This window comes from Pseudomonas sp. Irchel s3f10, from assembly GCF_900187515.1.
GTDB classification, from domain to species: Bacteria; Pseudomonadota; Gammaproteobacteria; order Pseudomonadales; family Pseudomonadaceae; genus Aquipseudomonas; species Aquipseudomonas tensinigenes.
The window spans coordinates 81,228-97,665 of sequence record NZ_FYDZ01000016.1; the positions used below are offsets into that span (position 1 = coordinate 81,228).

Genomic DNA, 16,438 nt, shown 5'->3' on the forward strand with positions numbered 1-16,438 from the left:
GTGGGCTGGCTGATTCTGGCGCTGATGGGCGCGGTGACGTTTCTCTACGGCGTCAGCACCCATGCGGCGCTGCTGTGCCTGCTGGTCAAACCGTTGCCAGTGCTGGCGTTACTCGGCTGGTTGCACGATGCGCCGCCCAGCGACTATCGGCGCTGGATCAGTCTTGGTCTGATTTTCTCGCTGCTGGGTGATGTATTGCTGGCGTGGCCGGGCGATCTGTTCGTGTTTGGCCTCGGTGCGTTTCTGGTTGCGCATCTGGCTTATCTGAAGGCTTATCTGAGTGACTGCAAGCGTCTGGCAATATTGCCGCTGGTGCTTGCCCTGGGAGTGGGTGCGGTGCTGCTGGGGATTCTGATTTCCAGCGGTCTCGGGCCATTGCTGGTGCCGGTGATTGTTTATGCCACGGCGATCAGCGCGATGCTCTGGCGCGCCCTCGCACGTCTCGGCACTGACGTACCCAAGCGCTCGGCGTTGCTGGCGGCCGGCGGTGCACTGGCGTTTGTGTTCTCAGACAGCGTCATTGGGATTGATCGCTTCGTATCGCCATTCCACGCCGCGCCATACGCCATCATCCTCAGCTACTGGCTGGGCCAGTGGGGCATTGCCGCCTCCGCTTTCTCCCAAACTAAACGGATCTGATCGTTCCCACGCTCCGCGTGGGCATGCATCCTGTGACGCTCTGCGTCACTTGCGCAGGGACGCGGAGCGTCCGGGGCGGCATTCCCACGCGGAGCGTGGGAACGATCACCGGCAAAAAAAACGCTTTATCAGACAACCCAAGCATCCGCGCGCCACTTTGGCTAAAATGCCGGCCTTTTCCACCGACACCGCCGGAACCGCCGTGAGCAAAGAACCCGATCGCATTTTCGCCAAGCCCTTGGCTCAGGTACCTGACTTCGCCTTCAACGAAGACGTGGTGCGGGTGTTCCCGGACATGATCAAGCGCTCGGTGCCGGGTTACCCGACCATCGTCGAAAACCTCGGCGTGCTCGCCGCGCAGTTCGCCCAGCCGAACAGCGTGCTCTACGACCTCGGCTCATCGCTGGGCGCGGTCACTCAAGCGCTGCGCCGTCACGTGCGCACCGACGGTTGCCGGGTGATCGCTGTGGATAACTCTGCAGCGATGGTCGAACGCTGCCGCGAATACCTCAACGGTCAGGACTCGATGTTTCAGGAGTTGCTGCCGGTCGAAGTGATCGAAGGCGACATCCTCGCCCTCGATTTCCAGCCTGCTTCGGTGGTGGCGCTGAACTTCACCCTGCAATTCATCGCCCCGGATCAGCGTACGGCATTGCTCTCGCGCATTCGCCAAGCGCTGCTGCCGGGCGGCGCGCTGATTCTCTCGGAGAAGCTGCGCTTCAACGATGCCGAAGAACACGCGCTGCTCACCGATCTGCACGTCGCCTTCAAACGCGCCAACGGCTACAGCGAACTGGAAATCGCCCAGAAGCGCAGCGCCATCGAAAACGTCATGAAGCCCGACAGCCTCGAAGAACACCGCGAACGCCTGTTGGCCGCCGGGTTCTCGAAAGTCGTGCCGTGGTTCCAGTGTCTTAACTTTGCCTCGTTGATTGCCTTGCCATGATTGATCTGTCCCCCCTCGCCCGCCGTCTGGCCGGCACACCGCTGGCCGAATGGGCCAACACCCTGCAAGCGCAACTCGACAAGAAAATGGAGAAAGGTCACGGCGACCTGGAGCGCTGGCAAAGTGCGCTGGACGCGTTGCCGAAGATTCAGCCGAGCGAAGTCGATCTGCTTAACGGTTTGAAACTCGACACCGATTGCGACGAGGCAACCCGCGCTCAGATGCACACCGCGTTGATGGGCCTGTCGCCGTGGCGCAAAGGCCCGTTTGATCTGTTTGGGGTGCACGTCGACACCGAATGGCGCTCGGACTGGAAGTGGTCGCGTGTCGCCCCGCATCTGGACCTGAAGGGCAAACGCATCCTCGATGTCGGTTGCGGCAACGGCTACTACATGTGGCGCATGCTCGGTGCCGGCGCGAACAGTGTGATCGGTGTTGACCCGAACTGGCTGTTCTTCTGCCAGTTCCAGGCGGTGCAACGTTATCTGTCAGAGCCGAATGCCTGGCACCTGCCCTTTCCGTTCGAAGACCTGCCGCCGAACCTTGAAGGTTTCGACACGGTGTTTTCCATGGGCGTGTTCTACCACCGTCGCTCGCCGATCGAGCATTTGCTGGCGCTAAAGGATTGCCTGGTCAAGGGCGGCGAACTGGTGCTGGAAACGCTGGTGGTCGAAGGTGACAAGCATCAGGTGCTGGTGCCGGAAGATCGTTATGCGCAGATGCGTAACGTGTGGTTCCTGCCGTCGGTGCCGGCGCTGGAATTGTGGTTGCGTCGTGCGGGGTTTACCGACATTCGTTGCGTTGATGTGAGCACAACAACGGTTGAAGAACAGCGCGGTACCGAGTGGATGAAGTATCAGTCGTTGAGTGATTTCCTTGATCCGGAAGATCACAGCAAAACCATCGAAGGGTTGCCGGCGCCGATGCGTGCGGTGATTGTCGCGAAGAAGTAATCCGACCAATCACCGCGGTGAGCCCACCCCTCACCCCAGCCCTCTCCCCAAGGAGAGGGAGCTGATCGTTGAGCTTTTCAAAACTTGAGTTCGACTCGGTATCTCAGGTCGGCGGACCTCGCCTCCAACCCAGTCAGTCCCCTCTCACTCTGGGAGAGGAGGCCGATCTTTGGGCTTTTCTAAACTTGAGTTCAACTCGATAACTCAGGTCGGCGGACCTCGCCCATCCAACCCGGTCAGTCCCCTCTCCCTCTGGGAGAGGGTTAGGGTGAGGGGCTTTTGGCTCTTCGGGCACGGAAGAATTCGGTGAGCACCGCGCCACACTCCTCCGCCAACACCCCCCCCTCATACAACACTCGGTGATTCAAAAAGCCCTGGGTAAAAAACTGCCCCTGACTCTGCACAATCCCCGCCTTCGGCTCCAGCGCGCCATACACCACTCGAGCCACTCGCGAATGCACGATCAACCCGGCGCACATGCTGCACGGTTCCAGCGTCACATACAGCGTGCTGCCCGGCAGACGATAGTTGTCCACCGCCTGCGCCGCCGCACGGATGGCGACCATTTCCGCGTGGGCACTCGGGTCGCTGGTGCTGATCGGGCAGTTGAAACCGCGCCCGATGATCTCGCCGTCCTGCACCAGCACCGCGCCCACCGGCACTTCGCCGAGGGCTGCGCCTTGTGCGGCGAGGGTCAGGGCTTCGCGCATGAAATCGCGGTCACGGCTGCGGTCGATGATCGCCGCAGGGCGAATCTGGCGCATCACTTCACCTCGATGGCGGCCATCAGGCCGGTTTCCATGTGATCGATCACGTGGCAGTGGAACATCCACACCCCCGGATTATCGGCCACCAACGCCACTTGCGCGCGCTCGTTCTTGCCCAGCAGATAGGTGTCGGTGAAGTACGGAATGATCTTGTGCCGGTTCGACGCGATCACCTTGAAACTCATACCGTGCAGGTGGATCGGGTGCTGATACTGGGTCATGTTCTTCAATTCGAAGATGTAGCTCTGCCCCAGTTTCAGACTGGCAATCGGCCGGTCGGCGCAGGTCTTGTCGGTGATGTCCCACGCTTTGCCGTTGATCTGCCACAGACTCGGCGGCCGGCCATTGTCTACGTTGACCGACACCGAACCGACCCATTCGAAATTGAAGTTGAGTTTCTCGGCATTGGCCAGGTCCGGCTCCGCCACCGGGTTGGCCGGCAACGCTTTTGGCCAGTCGCCCGGCGCGTCGGTATTGGCCACTGAACGCAGCGTGCCCAGACGCACCGGGCCGTTGCGCAGCGACAATTCTTCGCCCGCCGCCGGCGCCTTGATTGCCAGACAAATACGCATGCCCGGGCCGAGCCAGTATTCCTTGCCCAGCGGCCGCGGTTCGACCGGGTTACCGTCCAGCGCATAGATCTGCGCTTCGACGCCGGGAATGTTGATGCGGTATGTCAGCGTGTTGTCGAGGTTGAGCAAGCGCACCCGAGTGATCTGCCCGGCAGGCAAATCAATCACCGGCAACGGCACACCATTGATCGTCGACAGTCGCCCCGCCGTGCCGCCGCGCGCGGCTTCTCGCGGGATACTGAACTCGACGAAGTTGCCTTCGTCGTCGATATGCCAATTCTTCAGGCTCAGGGTCTTTTCGTATTTGAAACCGGTTGGCTCGCGCTCTTCGATGATCAGCGGCCCGACCAATCCGCGCCCCAGTTCTTCGCTGCTGCTGACGTGCGGGTGATACCAGTAGCTGCCGGCATCCGGCACGCGGAACTTGTAATCGAAGTATTCGCCCGGCAACACCGGCAGCTGCGACACGTACGGTACGCCGTCCATTTCCAGCGGCAGGCGAATGCCATGCCAGTGAATCGTGGTCGCCACCGGCAAATGGTTGATGAAGCGCACTCGCAGCCATTCACCCTGACGAACACGCAGCTCGGTGCCCGGCGCCGATGGGCCGAACGCCCAGGCCTCGGTCTTGTGCCCCGGCACCAGCTCGACGTCCAGCGGTGCGGCGATCAGCTCATAGTCGTGGCCCGCCTCGGCGTCGGCCATTTTGCCCAGCCAGTAACGCGACGCGCCCCCCGCTCCAACGCCAACGACAACAAGACCGGCCAGGCCACCGAGGATTTGGCGACGGGTAAAGGACATGAACTCAACTACCTCACGTATCAGCGACGGACCCTGAAGGCCCGTAAAAGGCGAATACGATACACCTGCGGTTGAGAAACAGTAAGGGCGACCTGAGGCCGCACTTACCCTTCGGGTTCAGGGCCGCAGGCCGGTAATCAAGTGCACTACGCCACGTTCCTGCAGCATGACACCCGCGACACCGGCATCGCTCAGCGCCTGGCGATCCATACGCGTCAGATCGCGCAACGTCACCCGCACCCGAGTCAACGCCACCGGTTGCTGCGACTTGAGGTTATCCGCGCCTCCAAGTGCCGCGATGATCGCTGCGCTCAATCCACTGTCAGGCTCGGCCTGCACTTTCGGTACGTCGGCCACGAGATCCGGAGTCAGGGCTTTCCAGAACGCCTTCTGCAATTTATCGAACATGTTCAGTTCTCCAGAACCGGTAAAGTATCGGCTGCCGCCTCGTGATACAGGTGCAGCGCCTCACGCACTTGTTCAGCACTCTCGAGCCCCAGCACCTGTTCGGCTATGGCCTTGCAGTCGAGCAGATTCACCTCGCGCACCGCCGCTTTGATCGCGGGAATCTGCGGCACGCTCACGGACAATTCATCCACGCCAAGCCCCAGCAGTAACGGCACCGCGAGCCGCTCGGAGGCCATCGCACCACACACGCCCACCCATTTGCCATGGGCGTGCGCGGCTTCGACGGTCATGGCAATCAGGCGCAGTACCGAGGGATGAAAGCTGTCCGCCTGACTGGCCAGGCGCGGATGATCGCGATCCATCGCCAGGGTGTATTGCGTCAGATCGTTGGTGCCGATCGAAAAAAAATCCACATGCGGCGCAAATCGGTCAGCCATCAATGCCGCCGCCGGGACTTCGATCATGATACCCAGCTTCGGCAGTTGGCCAAGATTCAGCGCCCGGGCTTGCTCCTCCAGTATCTGCCGGGCCTGACGCAATTCCGCAAGCTGGGTAACCATCGGCAACATGATGTGCAGACGCGTCAGGCCGACACTGCCGAGGATCGACCGAAACTGCTCGCGCAACAGGTCCGGTCGCGCCAGACACAATCGGATCCCGCGCAGTCCGAGGAACGGATTGGTTTCACTGTCCATCGGCACGTACGCCAGCGGCTTGTCGCCGCCGACATCCAGCGTGCGCACCACCAGATTATGCGCGGGGCCTACCGCCCGGGCGATGGCGTTGTAGGTCGACACTTGTTCGTCGCGCGTGGGGGCATGATTGCGATCCAGATACAGAAACTCCGAACGCAAAAGCCCCACGCCTGCAGCGCCCAAGGTGATCGCCTGCTCGGTTTCGCTCAGCGATGCGACGTTGGCTGTCACCTCGACGTGATGCCCGTCGCGGGTACGGGCCGCCAGCGCCGCCTGCGCGTGTTCATGCTGATGGCGCAGACGTTGTCGCTCATGCCGGGCCTGCCATTGACTGATGACTACGGCTCCCGGATTCAGCTGCAACTCGCCTTTGTCGGCATCGAGTAATACCTGGGCGCCATTGGCTAACGCGAGCATTTGCGCAGGCATCCCGCAGATCGCTGGCAGCCCCCACGCTCGGGCCAGAATGGCCACATGACTGGTCGCCCCACCGCCCACCGTGGCGAACCCCAACACCTTGTCGGTATCGAGTCCGGCGGTTTGCGAAGGCGTCAGTTGATCGGCGATCAGGATTGTCCCGGCCGGCAGCGCCAGCGCCTGCTCGCTGACCCCAAGGATCAGTTTCAGGACCCGCGAGCCGACATCAGCCAGATCCGCCGCCCTTTCCGCCAGCAACGAAGTCCCGAGTTGCTGGAAAAGTACCGCTGTCGACTCGGTGGCTGCGCGCCAGGCAAACGCTGCACTTTTGCCCTCAACGATCAACGCCTGAGCCTGATCGAGCAGGCCTGGATCGGCGAGGAGTTCCTGGTGCGCCTTGAAAATTTCCGCCTGAGCGTCGCTGCCGGCAATGTCGCGCAGATGCTGCAAGGCCATATCGGCCTCGATCAGCGCGTTTGCCAGTGTTTCGCGCTCAATATGCGGACCGACGCCAAACGTATTCACCTCGAGCGTCGGCTCGCTGATCTGCATCACTCGCCCCAACGCCGAACCGGGTGAGGCACAGACCCCGCGTAGCACCGTCAGGGTTTCTGGCTCGACGGACTCGACTGTCGCCGTCGTCGGAGCGGTCACCGCTTCGCCACAGCCCTCGGCCAGCAATCGGGCCAGCGTGTTGACCGCGACATCCGCGTCTTCGCCCAGCGCACTCACCTGCACGCTGTCCCCCCAAGCCGTCTGCAACGCCATGATCGCCACCAATGACTTGGCGTTGGCTTCAGCCTGCTGTCTGTGCAAATAAATCCGCGCCGAAAAAGCCTTTGCCGCCTGTGCCAGAACGGCCGCCGGACGCGCGTGCAGACCATTGGGGTTGGGCAGTCTCAGCAACGGCGAAAACAGCCTTTCACCTTCGGCCCCCACCGACGCTTCGCTGGTCACCTCTGGATTGGCAAGGCTCAACAGCGGCTGGCCGGTTTCGACCAGACCGGTTGGCGCGGCCATCCAAGTGAATGGCTCACCGCTGACCACCAACATCAGGGTCATCAGGCTGCGGGCGTGCAGCGCAATGTAATCGGCGTCGAACTCGATCAGCGCCTGCCCGGCTTCAACCCGCTGACCTTCCTCGACCCGTCGGCTAAACCCCTGCCCCGCCAGGTTCACCGTATCCAGACCGATGTGCATCAATACCTGAACGCCGTTGTCATCGGTGATGCTCACCGCATGCCCGCTGGCCTGCACGGTGCTGACCACCCCGGCCAGCGGCGCGCACAGCGTTGCCGAAGTCGGGTCGATGCACAGGCCGTCGCCGATCACTCGGCTGGAGAACACTTGATCCGGCACTTGATCAAGCGGTATCAGCACGCCGGACAAAGGTGCCAGCAATTGCAATTGTTGGGGTGTGGCCATGGACGTCACCTGCAGTTTGTTCTCTGAAGTGCCCGTGGAGCGCAACGCCCCACCAGCATCGCTTATTTCCACCAGTATTCGACCTGCAATCCGACGTTCGCACCGTGGCGAGCGGTGCCGAAGGCACCGGTGTCCGACAGCGCCGAGCCCTTGGCCAGTTCATTGGCCGCCCGCTTGGCGGCCTCGTTCCAGGTGGCGTAGGTGTAATACAGACGCACCTCGGGCCGGGCCCAGAATTCCGGCCCCTTGGGGGACCAGGTCGGGGCCACGGTGAACTTGCTCAGCTTGCGCGTGCCGCCCGCTGCTTCGACTTGATCGTGGCCCAGCTCGGTCACCAGTTTGAATTGTTCGGTGAGCGCATAAGTCGGCCGCACACCCAGGGATATCCAGTTCTGGTCAGCGCCGTCCGGGCGAATGTCTTTCTGATACACCGCCTCGATCTGACCACCGAAGCGCGGCGTCACCTGCCAATCGAAAAACTCGACGATCCGGTAACTCTTGTTGCTGTCGTCCAGCCTGACGTTGCCGGTGTAGCCCAACCCGGTGCCGGGCCCTTCCCCGTATTGCAGGGCGAGTTTGTTCTTGCCGCCGAAAAAGTCCTTCTGCACATGCTGGGTGGTGACCGCCCAGCCCCGGTGTGCATCGCGACTGTCGGGTTTGGCGATGAAGCTCAAGCCGAACTCAAGCGCTCCGCCCGGATTGCTATCGAACCCGGCCACGTTGAAGTCGTGCCGGTTGATGTAGTCCTTCTGGTACAGGTTGTCCTTGCGTGAAAAGGCGTAGCTGTATTTCAGATCGCCGATCAGTACGTCTTCGACGCCGCCACCCGTGGCGCTCTGGTTCCAGTAATAGAAGTCGGAAATGTGGATGTCATTACGTTTGTAGTAGCGACGCCCGGCCCACAGTGAACCACCGTTGAGCGCAGGCAGGTTCGACCACTGTGTGTACAGCTGTGGCAGGCGCACCGAGCCGTTGTCTTCGTTGAACGTCAGGCTGCGGTTGTAGCGGTTGTACAACGAGGCCATGCCGTCGACGCTGAACACCGAGCCGTCGTCGAAGGTGTACAGATCCTGACGCAACTCCAGTTCGCCGTACTGCTCGCATTCATTACCCAGACGGTATTTGGTTTGCGCCCCCGGCAACTGAAAACACGATTGGCCGCCGCCCTTGAGCGAGTTGCCGAGGCCACTGCGCAGGTAACCGCCGAACTCCAGAGCGGGTGACGACTGTGGAAACGCGAGGCATATACCTGCGATTGCAAGGCTGCGATTTATTGTTGTTTTCATTAAGCCATCCCATTGTTTTTATTGTGTGCTTGCATGAATTCAGCGCGCAAAACTCCCCCGCGCAGGGCTCTGCGTGTTTTTTTTGGAAACGTTGGTGTTGCTGTCAGGGATCAGGAATCGATCAGATGCAGGACGAACGATTCGTAAGGTCGCAACGTTATCTGTCGACGGCGCAACGGGCCGTCCGGGTAATTGCTGATCAACTGGCGCTGGCTCATCGACTCGCTGATGACCGTCGATGGCAATTGCACTTCACAGGTTGTCCCGTAGAAGTTGTTCACCACCAACAAACGCTCGGCGTCACCTTCACGCACATAAGCCCAGACTTGCGGATGCTCCAGCAGCAATTGCCGGTACTGCCCCTCGGTGATCAAAGACTCGCGGCGACGCAGCGCGATCAGATGACGGTAGTGATGCAGCACCGAGCCCGGGTCGTCGAGCTGATTGGCGACGTTGATCTGCGCGGCATTGGCGGGTACTCCGATCCACGGTTCGCCACTGCTGAAACCGGCGTTTGGCCCGGTGTCCCAGTGCATCGGTGTGCGACCGTTATCGCGGGACTTCTGCATGATCGCCGCCATGTTGTCGGCATCGCTGCTGCCGGCTTCGCGCTTGAGGCGAAAGATATTCAGCGTCTCGACATCGCGATAATGTTCGATCGATTCAAACCCCGGATTGGTCATGCCCAACTCTTCGCCCTGATACACGAACGGCGTGCCCTGTAAAAAGTGCAGCGCGGTGCCGAGCATCTTTGCCGAGAGTTCGCGGTACTCGCCGTCATTGCCGAAGCGCGAGACCACTCGTGGTTGATCGTGGTTACACCAGAACAATGCGTTCCAGCCACCGCCGGCCTGCATACCGGTCTGCCAGTCGGACAGAATGCGCTTGAGCTGGAGGAAGTCGAAATCGGCACGTACCCATTTCTGCAGGTTCGGATAATCGACTTTCAGATGGTGAAAGTTGAAGGTCATCGACAGTTCTTTCGACTGCGGATTGGAGTACCGGATGCAGTGTTCGAGGCGGGTGGATGACATCTCGCCGACGTTGATCAGGTCATGCCCTTCGAAGACCTCGCGGTGCATCTGTTGCAGGTATTCGTGAACGTTTGGCCCGTCGGTGTAAAAGCGTCGGCCGTCGCTGTGGTCTTCGGGGAAGTCGGCAGGTTTGGAGATCAGATTGATCACGTCCAGACGAAAGCCGCCCACGCCCTTGTCGCGCCAGAAGCGCATCATCTTGAACACTTCAGCGCGCACCTTGGGATTGTCCCAATTCAGGTCCGCCTGGGTGTGGTCGAACAGATGCAGGAAGTATTGGCCGGTCTGGGCTTCGTACTCCCAGGCAGAACCACCGAACTTGGATTCCCAGTTGTTCGGCTGATCACGCCAGATATAGAAATCGCGATAAGGATTGTCGAGGCTGCTGCGCGCCTGCTGGAACCATTCGTGTTCGATCGAGGTGTGATTGACCACGATGTCGAGCATCAACTTGATGCCGCGTTTGCCGGCTTCGGCAATCAGCAACTCGCAGTCGGCCATGCTGCCGTAACTCGGGTCGATCGAGTAGTAATCGCTGATATCGTAGCCGTTGTCACGTTGCGGCGAACGCAGGAATGGCGTGATCCACAAACAGTCGACACCCAGCCAGTGCAGGTAGTCGAGTTTGGCGACAATGCCGAGCAGATCGCCGGTCGGATTGCCGGCGTGGCTGTGGAAACTCTTCGGGTAGATCTGGTAGATCACTGAACGTTGCCAGTCTTGCATGGCACATTTTCCTCTTGAATTTACGAGTCCTGCAGGTGCGACTTCAGGCAACCCGGTAACCGGGTCGAACAATCTTCATGCTCAGCGCACAGGTCAGAACGAACGGCACAACCATGGCAATCAGCATCCCGATCACAAACATCGGGATGAACTGCGGCATGATCGAGATGAAACCGGGCAGGCCGCCGACGCCGATGGCCGACGCCTGAATCTTGTTCAGCGAAAGGAAAATGCAACCCAAAGCGGAGCCGGCCAGTGCCGCGTAGAACGGAAACTTGTAGCGCAGATTGACGCCGAACATCGCGGGTTCGGTGATACCGAAGTAGGCAGAAATAGCCGAGGTCGACGCCATGCTCTTGTCCCGTGCACTGCGGGTCATCCAGAACACCGCCAGGGCGGCACTGCCTTGAGCGAGGTTGGACATGACGATCATTGGCCAGATGAAGGTGCCACCTTGGGTCGAGATCAATTGCAGGTCGACTGCGAGGAACATGTGGTGCATGCCGGTGATGACCAGCGGCGCATACAGCAGACCGAAAATCGCTCCCCCGACCATCGGCGCCAGGTCAAACAGCATGACCAGGCCCTCGGTGATGAAAATGCCGATGTGACGGGTCAACGGGCCGATCACCGCCAGCGCCAGCACGCCGGTGACGACGATGGTGGTGATCGGTACCACCAGTAATTGAACGGCGTTGGGTACGCGTGCGCGCAACCATTTTTCGATGACGCTCATGACGTACGCGGCCAGCAATATCGGCAGGATCTGACCCTGGTAACCGACTTTCTCGACTTCAAACAAGCCGAGAATGTCGAAGTACGGCATTTGCTGACCGTCGAGCCCGGCAACGGCCTTGCCGTAGTTCCAGGCATTGAGCAGGTCCGGGTGAACCAGCATCAGGCCCAGCACGATGCCGAGGATTTCACTGCCGCCAAAGCGCTTGGCCGCCGACCAGCCCACCAGCGCCGGCAGAAAGACAAAGGAGGTGTTGGCCATCAGATTGATCAGGCTCCAGAGCCCGTCGAGCTTCGGGTAGGCATCCAGCAGCGTCTGCCCTTCGATGAACATGCCCTTGGCACCGAGCAGATTATTGATGCCCATCAGCAGGCCGGCAATGATCAGCGCCGGGAGGATCGGCATGAACACATCGGAAAACACCCGCACCAGACGCTGCATGGCGTTGATCTTTTCGGCGCTTTTCTGTTTGACGTCAGCGATGGTCGAGGCGGCGAGACCGGTTTGACGGCGCAGCTCGGCGTAGACTTTCTCCACCTCGCCCGGCCCGATCACCACCTGGTACAAACCACCGGTGAAGAACGAGCCTTTGACCAGATCGATCTGATTGAGCGTGGCGCTGTCGACCAGCCCCGGATTCTTCAACGCCAGGCGCAAACGCGTGACGCAGTGCGCGGCCTGTTCGAGATTTTCGCTACCGCCAAGGCTTTGCAACAGCTCTCTGGCGATATTCGGATAGTCGTGGCTCATGCTAGTTCTTCCGCTGTGGATTGTTGTTATTGGCAGCATGCCGAAGCGAAAAGTACTCGTCTGTACGAGTTAATGCAACAACTCGTACAGACGAGTTTGTTTTTGTATGTTTTTGCCGGATCAACCGGGATATTTCCTACTTCACCTTCAGGCGATTCCAATCCCTGAATGGACAAAGCCCTACCCTGCCCTTAAGGTTCGAAGCTTTGAGTTCAGCCGGCAGCGAGCCCCTCCATGAGTAAATACAACCAGATCTATAGCGATCTGCTGGCCAGCATTACCACCGAACGCCTGGAACGCGGCGCGCGACTGCCCTCCGAAACCGAACTGATGGACAGCTATCAGGCCAGCCGCGGCACCGTCCGAAAGGCGATCGAGCTGCTGCAGGAACGCGGTTTCGCGCAGAAGGTGCATGGCAAAGGTACGTTCGTCCTGTCGACCAACCCGATCGAGTTTCAACTCGGTGGCATTGTCAGTTTTCAGGAAACCTATCCGCGGCTGGGAAACGACGTCAGCACCGACGTCGTCGAGCTCACTCAGTTCGCGCTTGAAGGCAGTCTGCTCGAGCACATCAAGGCCGAGCCCGGCAGCCTGATAACCCGGGTCAAACGTGTACGGCGGATTGATGGCAAACGGGTCATCCTCGACATCAATCATTTTGTCACCGAGGTTATTCCCGGCCTGTCCCTCGATATCGCCGAGCAATCGATCTACGCCTATATCGAACAGACCCTGCAGCTGCAGATCGCTTACGCCCAGCGCACCATCGAAGCACAGCCACGCAGCAGGGATGACCAGTTGCATCTGGATCTCGATGGCCAGAGCCACGTGATCGTGGTCAGCAACCAGACATTCCTGCAGGACGGCCGGCAATTCGAATACACCGAGTCACGGCACACCCTCGACAAGTTCTACTTCTCCGACGTGGCCCGGCGCTGACCCCTGCACATTTCGAACGGTAATGTGCGGTACATAGATAGTGCACTCCCCTTGAGCGACTGAGCCATGCTCGGCGTTCATTTCTCAAGGATGGAGAAAGCATGAAATCGCCCGAACAGCGCCCTCTGCCGAATGCAGCAGACAAAGCCTCTCTCAAAGCCATGGCTGCGACAGTCGTTCAAATGTGCCCTGGCCTTCACGACGAGGCGCATCAAGTCGCCCGCGAATTGCTGGAGCGTAAGCACCTGAAGGGGATCGACCCGGACCGGGTCTATTTCCATCGATTCAAATCTGCGCAAAGCAGTACCCGCTCGTTTACCGGCTGGGAGCACATCCGCGAAAAGCCCTACGAATCGATAACCCTCACACAACTGGTGATTCATCGCTTTCGGGCCACCGATCAGGACAACGCTGACCTGCTGGATCTCTATGCCGGTTTCTATACCGACGGCCCCGACACCGAAGATTTCGATCACCGCAATGAATGTCGCCTGCACGGCAACGAGGTACTCGACGCCTTCTGGGACATCGACTTCAGCACGCGGTACCACAACCAGCTGACGGCCTTCTGGAACACCCACGGCAATGATTTTCGCACGCTGGCCAAATGCACTTTTCTCAGCCGTGCGGTGCAGGCACTTGAACTCAAGCAACTGACCGACAGTGATTTCCAGTGCCTCGTCGGCGCGCTGATCGGGCCTGTCACCTGGCCAGTGACCCTGGCAATGATGCAATCGAGCCACACCGTGGACGGTGACGTGCGCGCTTTCGATATCAGTGGACATGTCGCCACCAATCTCCTGCGCGTCGTCGCTCCCACTGGCCGGCAAATCATCTATATGCCCGGTGAAGAGTTGCCATTCGTCGTCAAGCAAACGCCGGCGGACATGCACTGGTGGGTGCTCGAGCAGATGAATCAAATTACTCGGCGGCAGAACTTCTTCAGTCACTTTCCACTCGCCGAACGTCAGCGAATGACCGAGAACATCACCGATCTGATGAACCGGCTGGTGAGCACCTGGGGCCACGCCGATCATCATCTGATCAATCAGCACAACCTGGCGCTCAGTGGTGATGCGTTCAGTGGATTACGTGACACCACCCGCAACGCAATGTTCGCCGAAGCCAGCCTGTCGCTGACGTCCAACGGCGATCTGCGTAAAAAACTGTGGATCGGCTATTTGAGCGCCGGCCTCAAGGTGTTCGGGCCGATGGCCGCTGTAGGCTGGCCTGTTGCGCTGCCGGTGATCGGCGCCGGCATTGCCAGCATGGGCTTGAACATCGATCAGGCGGTCAATGGCAAAACCGCCAGCGAACGCAAGGCCGGAGTGCTTGGCGCCGTGGCGAGCGGGATTGAAACGCTGTTCAATCTCCCGTTCCTCAAAGGCACCGGTGCAATGCTCGAGACAGGCGTACAGGTCGAAGCGGCCGAGGCAACGGAAATGGCGGAGCTGATCGAGTCAGAGTCGGCCGTGGAACCGGAGCCGCCTGTCGATACGCAGCAAATCATGGTTGCGGATAGCCCCGACGTCTTCGTTTCTGAACCTGATCCCCCCAGACTGATTCCGGCGGCCAGCGCGCCGCCGCCACAGGTTCCGCACAAATACCTGTGCAATGAACTGCTCGACGGTTTGCAAGCGGAAAGCGAACCTGGACAGTTCGAAGGTATCTTTCGACTTGATGCTGATCCTCCCTACGCCGTCCTGCTGGATGAAAATCCTTACTACGTCAAATATTTCACCGACTCGCGTGGGGGTGGCTATTGGGCAATCGTTGACCCTGAGCGACCCAATCAGTTTGTTCATTCATTACCGATTCGCCTGAATGCCGAAGGTCTGTGGGAGCGTATGCGATCGCTGGGCCTTTCGGGCGGCGGCCAGTGCATGGGCAAGGCGTGTGCCCCGGATATTGCGCTCGACACCTTTGAATCCCCAGCGTCCGAAGTGGCCGTAGAACCGGAGTTCGAATCAGCAGCGACAGTCGTGCGCCCGATCCGCATCGTGCCCTCTGCCTACGATATCGAGCCGACGGTGCGCCGTTCGATAAAAGGCTGGGCGCTGAACCTGAACGAAACCCATGCCCAACTGCTGCCCGATGCCTCCGGCGCATTGAGCATGGCCGACCCCTTTGAGCTATACGCGGTGAGCAAGCGCAAACTGCTGCAGACCGCCGCCAGAAAATTCTTCAGCAATCTTCCATGGATTACCTCGCCTGCGCGACCGCCAACGCCAGAAATCACGGCACCGCTGGACATTCCCGGCCTGTTGGATCGCATCTTTGAATCAGCCTCGGGGCTGGTGGTGGGCGAAACCCTGGATCGTATCGCCAGCATGCGCTTCATGATTGAAAACATGCCTGCTCTGGCCAGGCACGCAAAAACCCTCTACATGCGCGGGATCCTCAGTGACTTCGCTCAAGTGGAATTGAACCGCTACTTCACGTCCGGCACCCTGTCGGCGGATCTGCAAACCTATCTGAGCAGCCTGGGCACCGATCCGGCGGGGCTCTTCAATGCATTGGAACTGGTCAAGGTTGCCAGGCAAAACGGTGTTCGTATCCAGGGGATTGATTGCGCCGCGAGCTACAAAATGAAGTCCCCGCTATCGCCCTATGACGAGCAGATGATCGGTACTTATCTGGCGAGCGACATCATGACGGGAGACACCTACCTCAACAGCCCCCGGAAATGGATCGTGCTGATCAGTGCGCAAAACACCAACACGCTCAGAGGCCTTGCCGGTATCAGCGAAATAAAGGGTGGCATCGGGTTGCGCATCGAGGAAGTCGGGATGGAAACGACCATGGACATCGAGGCTGATCCGGGTATCGAAGTGCGTCGTGGATCATTTCCAAACGGCTCTGCATCACCGGGCAATAACGACGTGCTGCGCGCTGACCTGCGTCTACGCGTACCGGCCGAACCGGTGAACTGGACTGAGGATACGTTAGAGAACCTGTTGCACAGGCGCGGCATGTTCATGCTCAGAAAAATCGCCGATACCTACACCGTGGTGCACCGCAGCAAACAGGGCATGCTGGTGCGAACGCGCGTGAGTCAACTGGCGGATGGAAGCGTTTCGTTGCACCGCCCGTCATGGCCGCAAGTGAACGATGTCCCGTTCGCCAGCATCGAGCAAATGTCTAACCGATTGATCGAAATGGGCCTGACATTACAAAGCCGTCTTCCGGACTGACAGCGTGGCCCGAGACAGCCACTGCCCTGCCCCTCGGGAGCCGTTGCTCAGCGGGATCACGCCATCCGTCGGCCTTGCAGCATGCAATACATATGCAGTGCATCGCTCTTGAGCTGTTCGGTCATGCTTGATTCTCGTTTTCCCCATGGA

Annotated in this window: 12 protein-coding genes; 5 read left to right on the forward strand and 7 right to left on the reverse strand. The window is 59.7% G+C overall.

Going from position 1 to position 16,438, the window contains the following annotated elements; translation table 11 throughout:
• The 3 genes from CKW17_RS25350 to cmoB all read left to right on the forward strand — a co-directional run bounded on the left by CKW17_RS25350 (nucleotide 1) and on the right by cmoB (nucleotide 2,538).
• A complete protein-coding gene (locus tag CKW17_RS25350) occupies nucleotides 1–639 on the forward strand; it encodes a lysoplasmalogenase (protein ID WP_176470118.1) in 639 nt (212 codons plus the stop codon).
• 166 nt (nucleotides 640–805) lie between these two features.
• Nucleotides 806–1,585: a carboxy-S-adenosyl-L-methionine synthase CmoA gene (cmoA, locus tag CKW17_RS25355; protein ID WP_176470119.1), complete on the forward strand. Its 780-nt coding sequence runs from the start codon at nucleotides 806–808 to the stop codon at nucleotides 1,583–1,585.
• The gene (cmoB, locus tag CKW17_RS25360; RefSeq protein WP_095122466.1) at nucleotides 1,582–2,538 is read left to right on the forward strand and encodes a tRNA 5-methoxyuridine(34)/uridine 5-oxyacetic acid(34) synthase CmoB; all 957 of its coding nucleotides are present in this window, start codon (nucleotides 1,582–1,584) and stop codon (nucleotides 2,536–2,538) included. Before cmoA ends, cmoB begins: the two co-directional genes overlap by 4 nt.
• Nucleotides 2,539–2,801: 263 nt before the next feature.
• On the opposite strand, the gene tadA is transcribed toward cmoB, so the two are convergent.
• From tadA to treP, 7 genes are all read right to left on the reverse strand, one after another.
• Nucleotides 2,802–3,302: a tRNA adenosine(34) deaminase TadA gene (tadA, locus tag CKW17_RS25365; RefSeq protein ID WP_034156281.1), complete on the reverse strand. Its 501-nt coding sequence runs from the start codon at nucleotides 3,300–3,302 to the stop codon at nucleotides 2,802–2,804.
• Nucleotides 3,302–4,678 (reverse strand): multicopper oxidase family protein, encoded by a 1,377-nt coding sequence (locus CKW17_RS25370; protein ID WP_095122468.1) that lies wholly within the window; start codon nucleotides 4,676–4,678, stop codon nucleotides 3,302–3,304. Before CKW17_RS25370 ends, tadA begins: the two co-directional genes overlap by 1 nt.
• Before the next feature lie 117 nt (nucleotides 4,679–4,795).
• Nucleotides 4,796–5,086: a PTS transporter subunit EIIB gene (locus CKW17_RS25375; RefSeq protein ID WP_095122470.1), complete on the reverse strand. Its 291-nt coding sequence runs from the start codon at nucleotides 5,084–5,086 to the stop codon at nucleotides 4,796–4,798.
• A 2-nt stretch (nucleotides 5,087–5,088) separates the two neighbouring features.
• On the reverse strand, nucleotides 5,089–7,623 hold the full coding sequence (gene ptsP / locus CKW17_RS25380; protein ID WP_095122471.1) for a phosphoenolpyruvate--protein phosphotransferase: 2,535 nt from the start codon (nucleotides 7,621–7,623) through the stop codon (nucleotides 5,089–5,091).
• Between the two features lie 62 nt (nucleotides 7,624–7,685).
• A complete protein-coding gene (locus CKW17_RS25385) occupies nucleotides 7,686–8,909 on the reverse strand; it encodes a carbohydrate porin (RefSeq protein ID WP_095122473.1) in 1,224 nt (407 codons plus the stop codon).
• A gap of 110 nt (nucleotides 8,910–9,019) precedes the next feature.
• Complete coding sequence (gene treC / locus CKW17_RS25390; RefSeq protein ID WP_095122475.1) at nucleotides 9,020–10,669, reverse strand: alpha,alpha-phosphotrehalase; 1,650 nt, start codon at nucleotides 10,667–10,669, stop codon at nucleotides 9,020–9,022.
• A 43-nt stretch (nucleotides 10,670–10,712) separates the two neighbouring features.
• On the reverse strand, nucleotides 10,713–12,155 hold the full coding sequence (treP, locus tag CKW17_RS25395; RefSeq protein ID WP_095122477.1) for a PTS system trehalose-specific EIIBC component: 1,443 nt from the start codon (nucleotides 12,153–12,155) through the stop codon (nucleotides 10,713–10,715).
• A gap of 234 nt (nucleotides 12,156–12,389) precedes the next feature.
• On the opposite strand from treP, the gene treR reads away from it, so the two are divergent.
• Nucleotides 12,390–13,094, forward strand: coding sequence for a trehalose operon repressor (gene treR, locus CKW17_RS25400; protein WP_016984355.1), 705 nt, complete (start codon nucleotides 12,390–12,392; stop codon nucleotides 13,092–13,094).
• A gap of 182 nt (nucleotides 13,095–13,276) precedes the next feature.
• The gene (locus CKW17_RS25405; protein WP_371850968.1) at nucleotides 13,277–16,288 is read left to right on the forward strand and encodes a membrane-targeted effector domain-containing toxin; all 3,012 of its coding nucleotides are present in this window, start codon (nucleotides 13,277–13,279) and stop codon (nucleotides 16,286–16,288) included.
• Nucleotides 16,289–16,438: the final 150 nt, after the last annotated feature.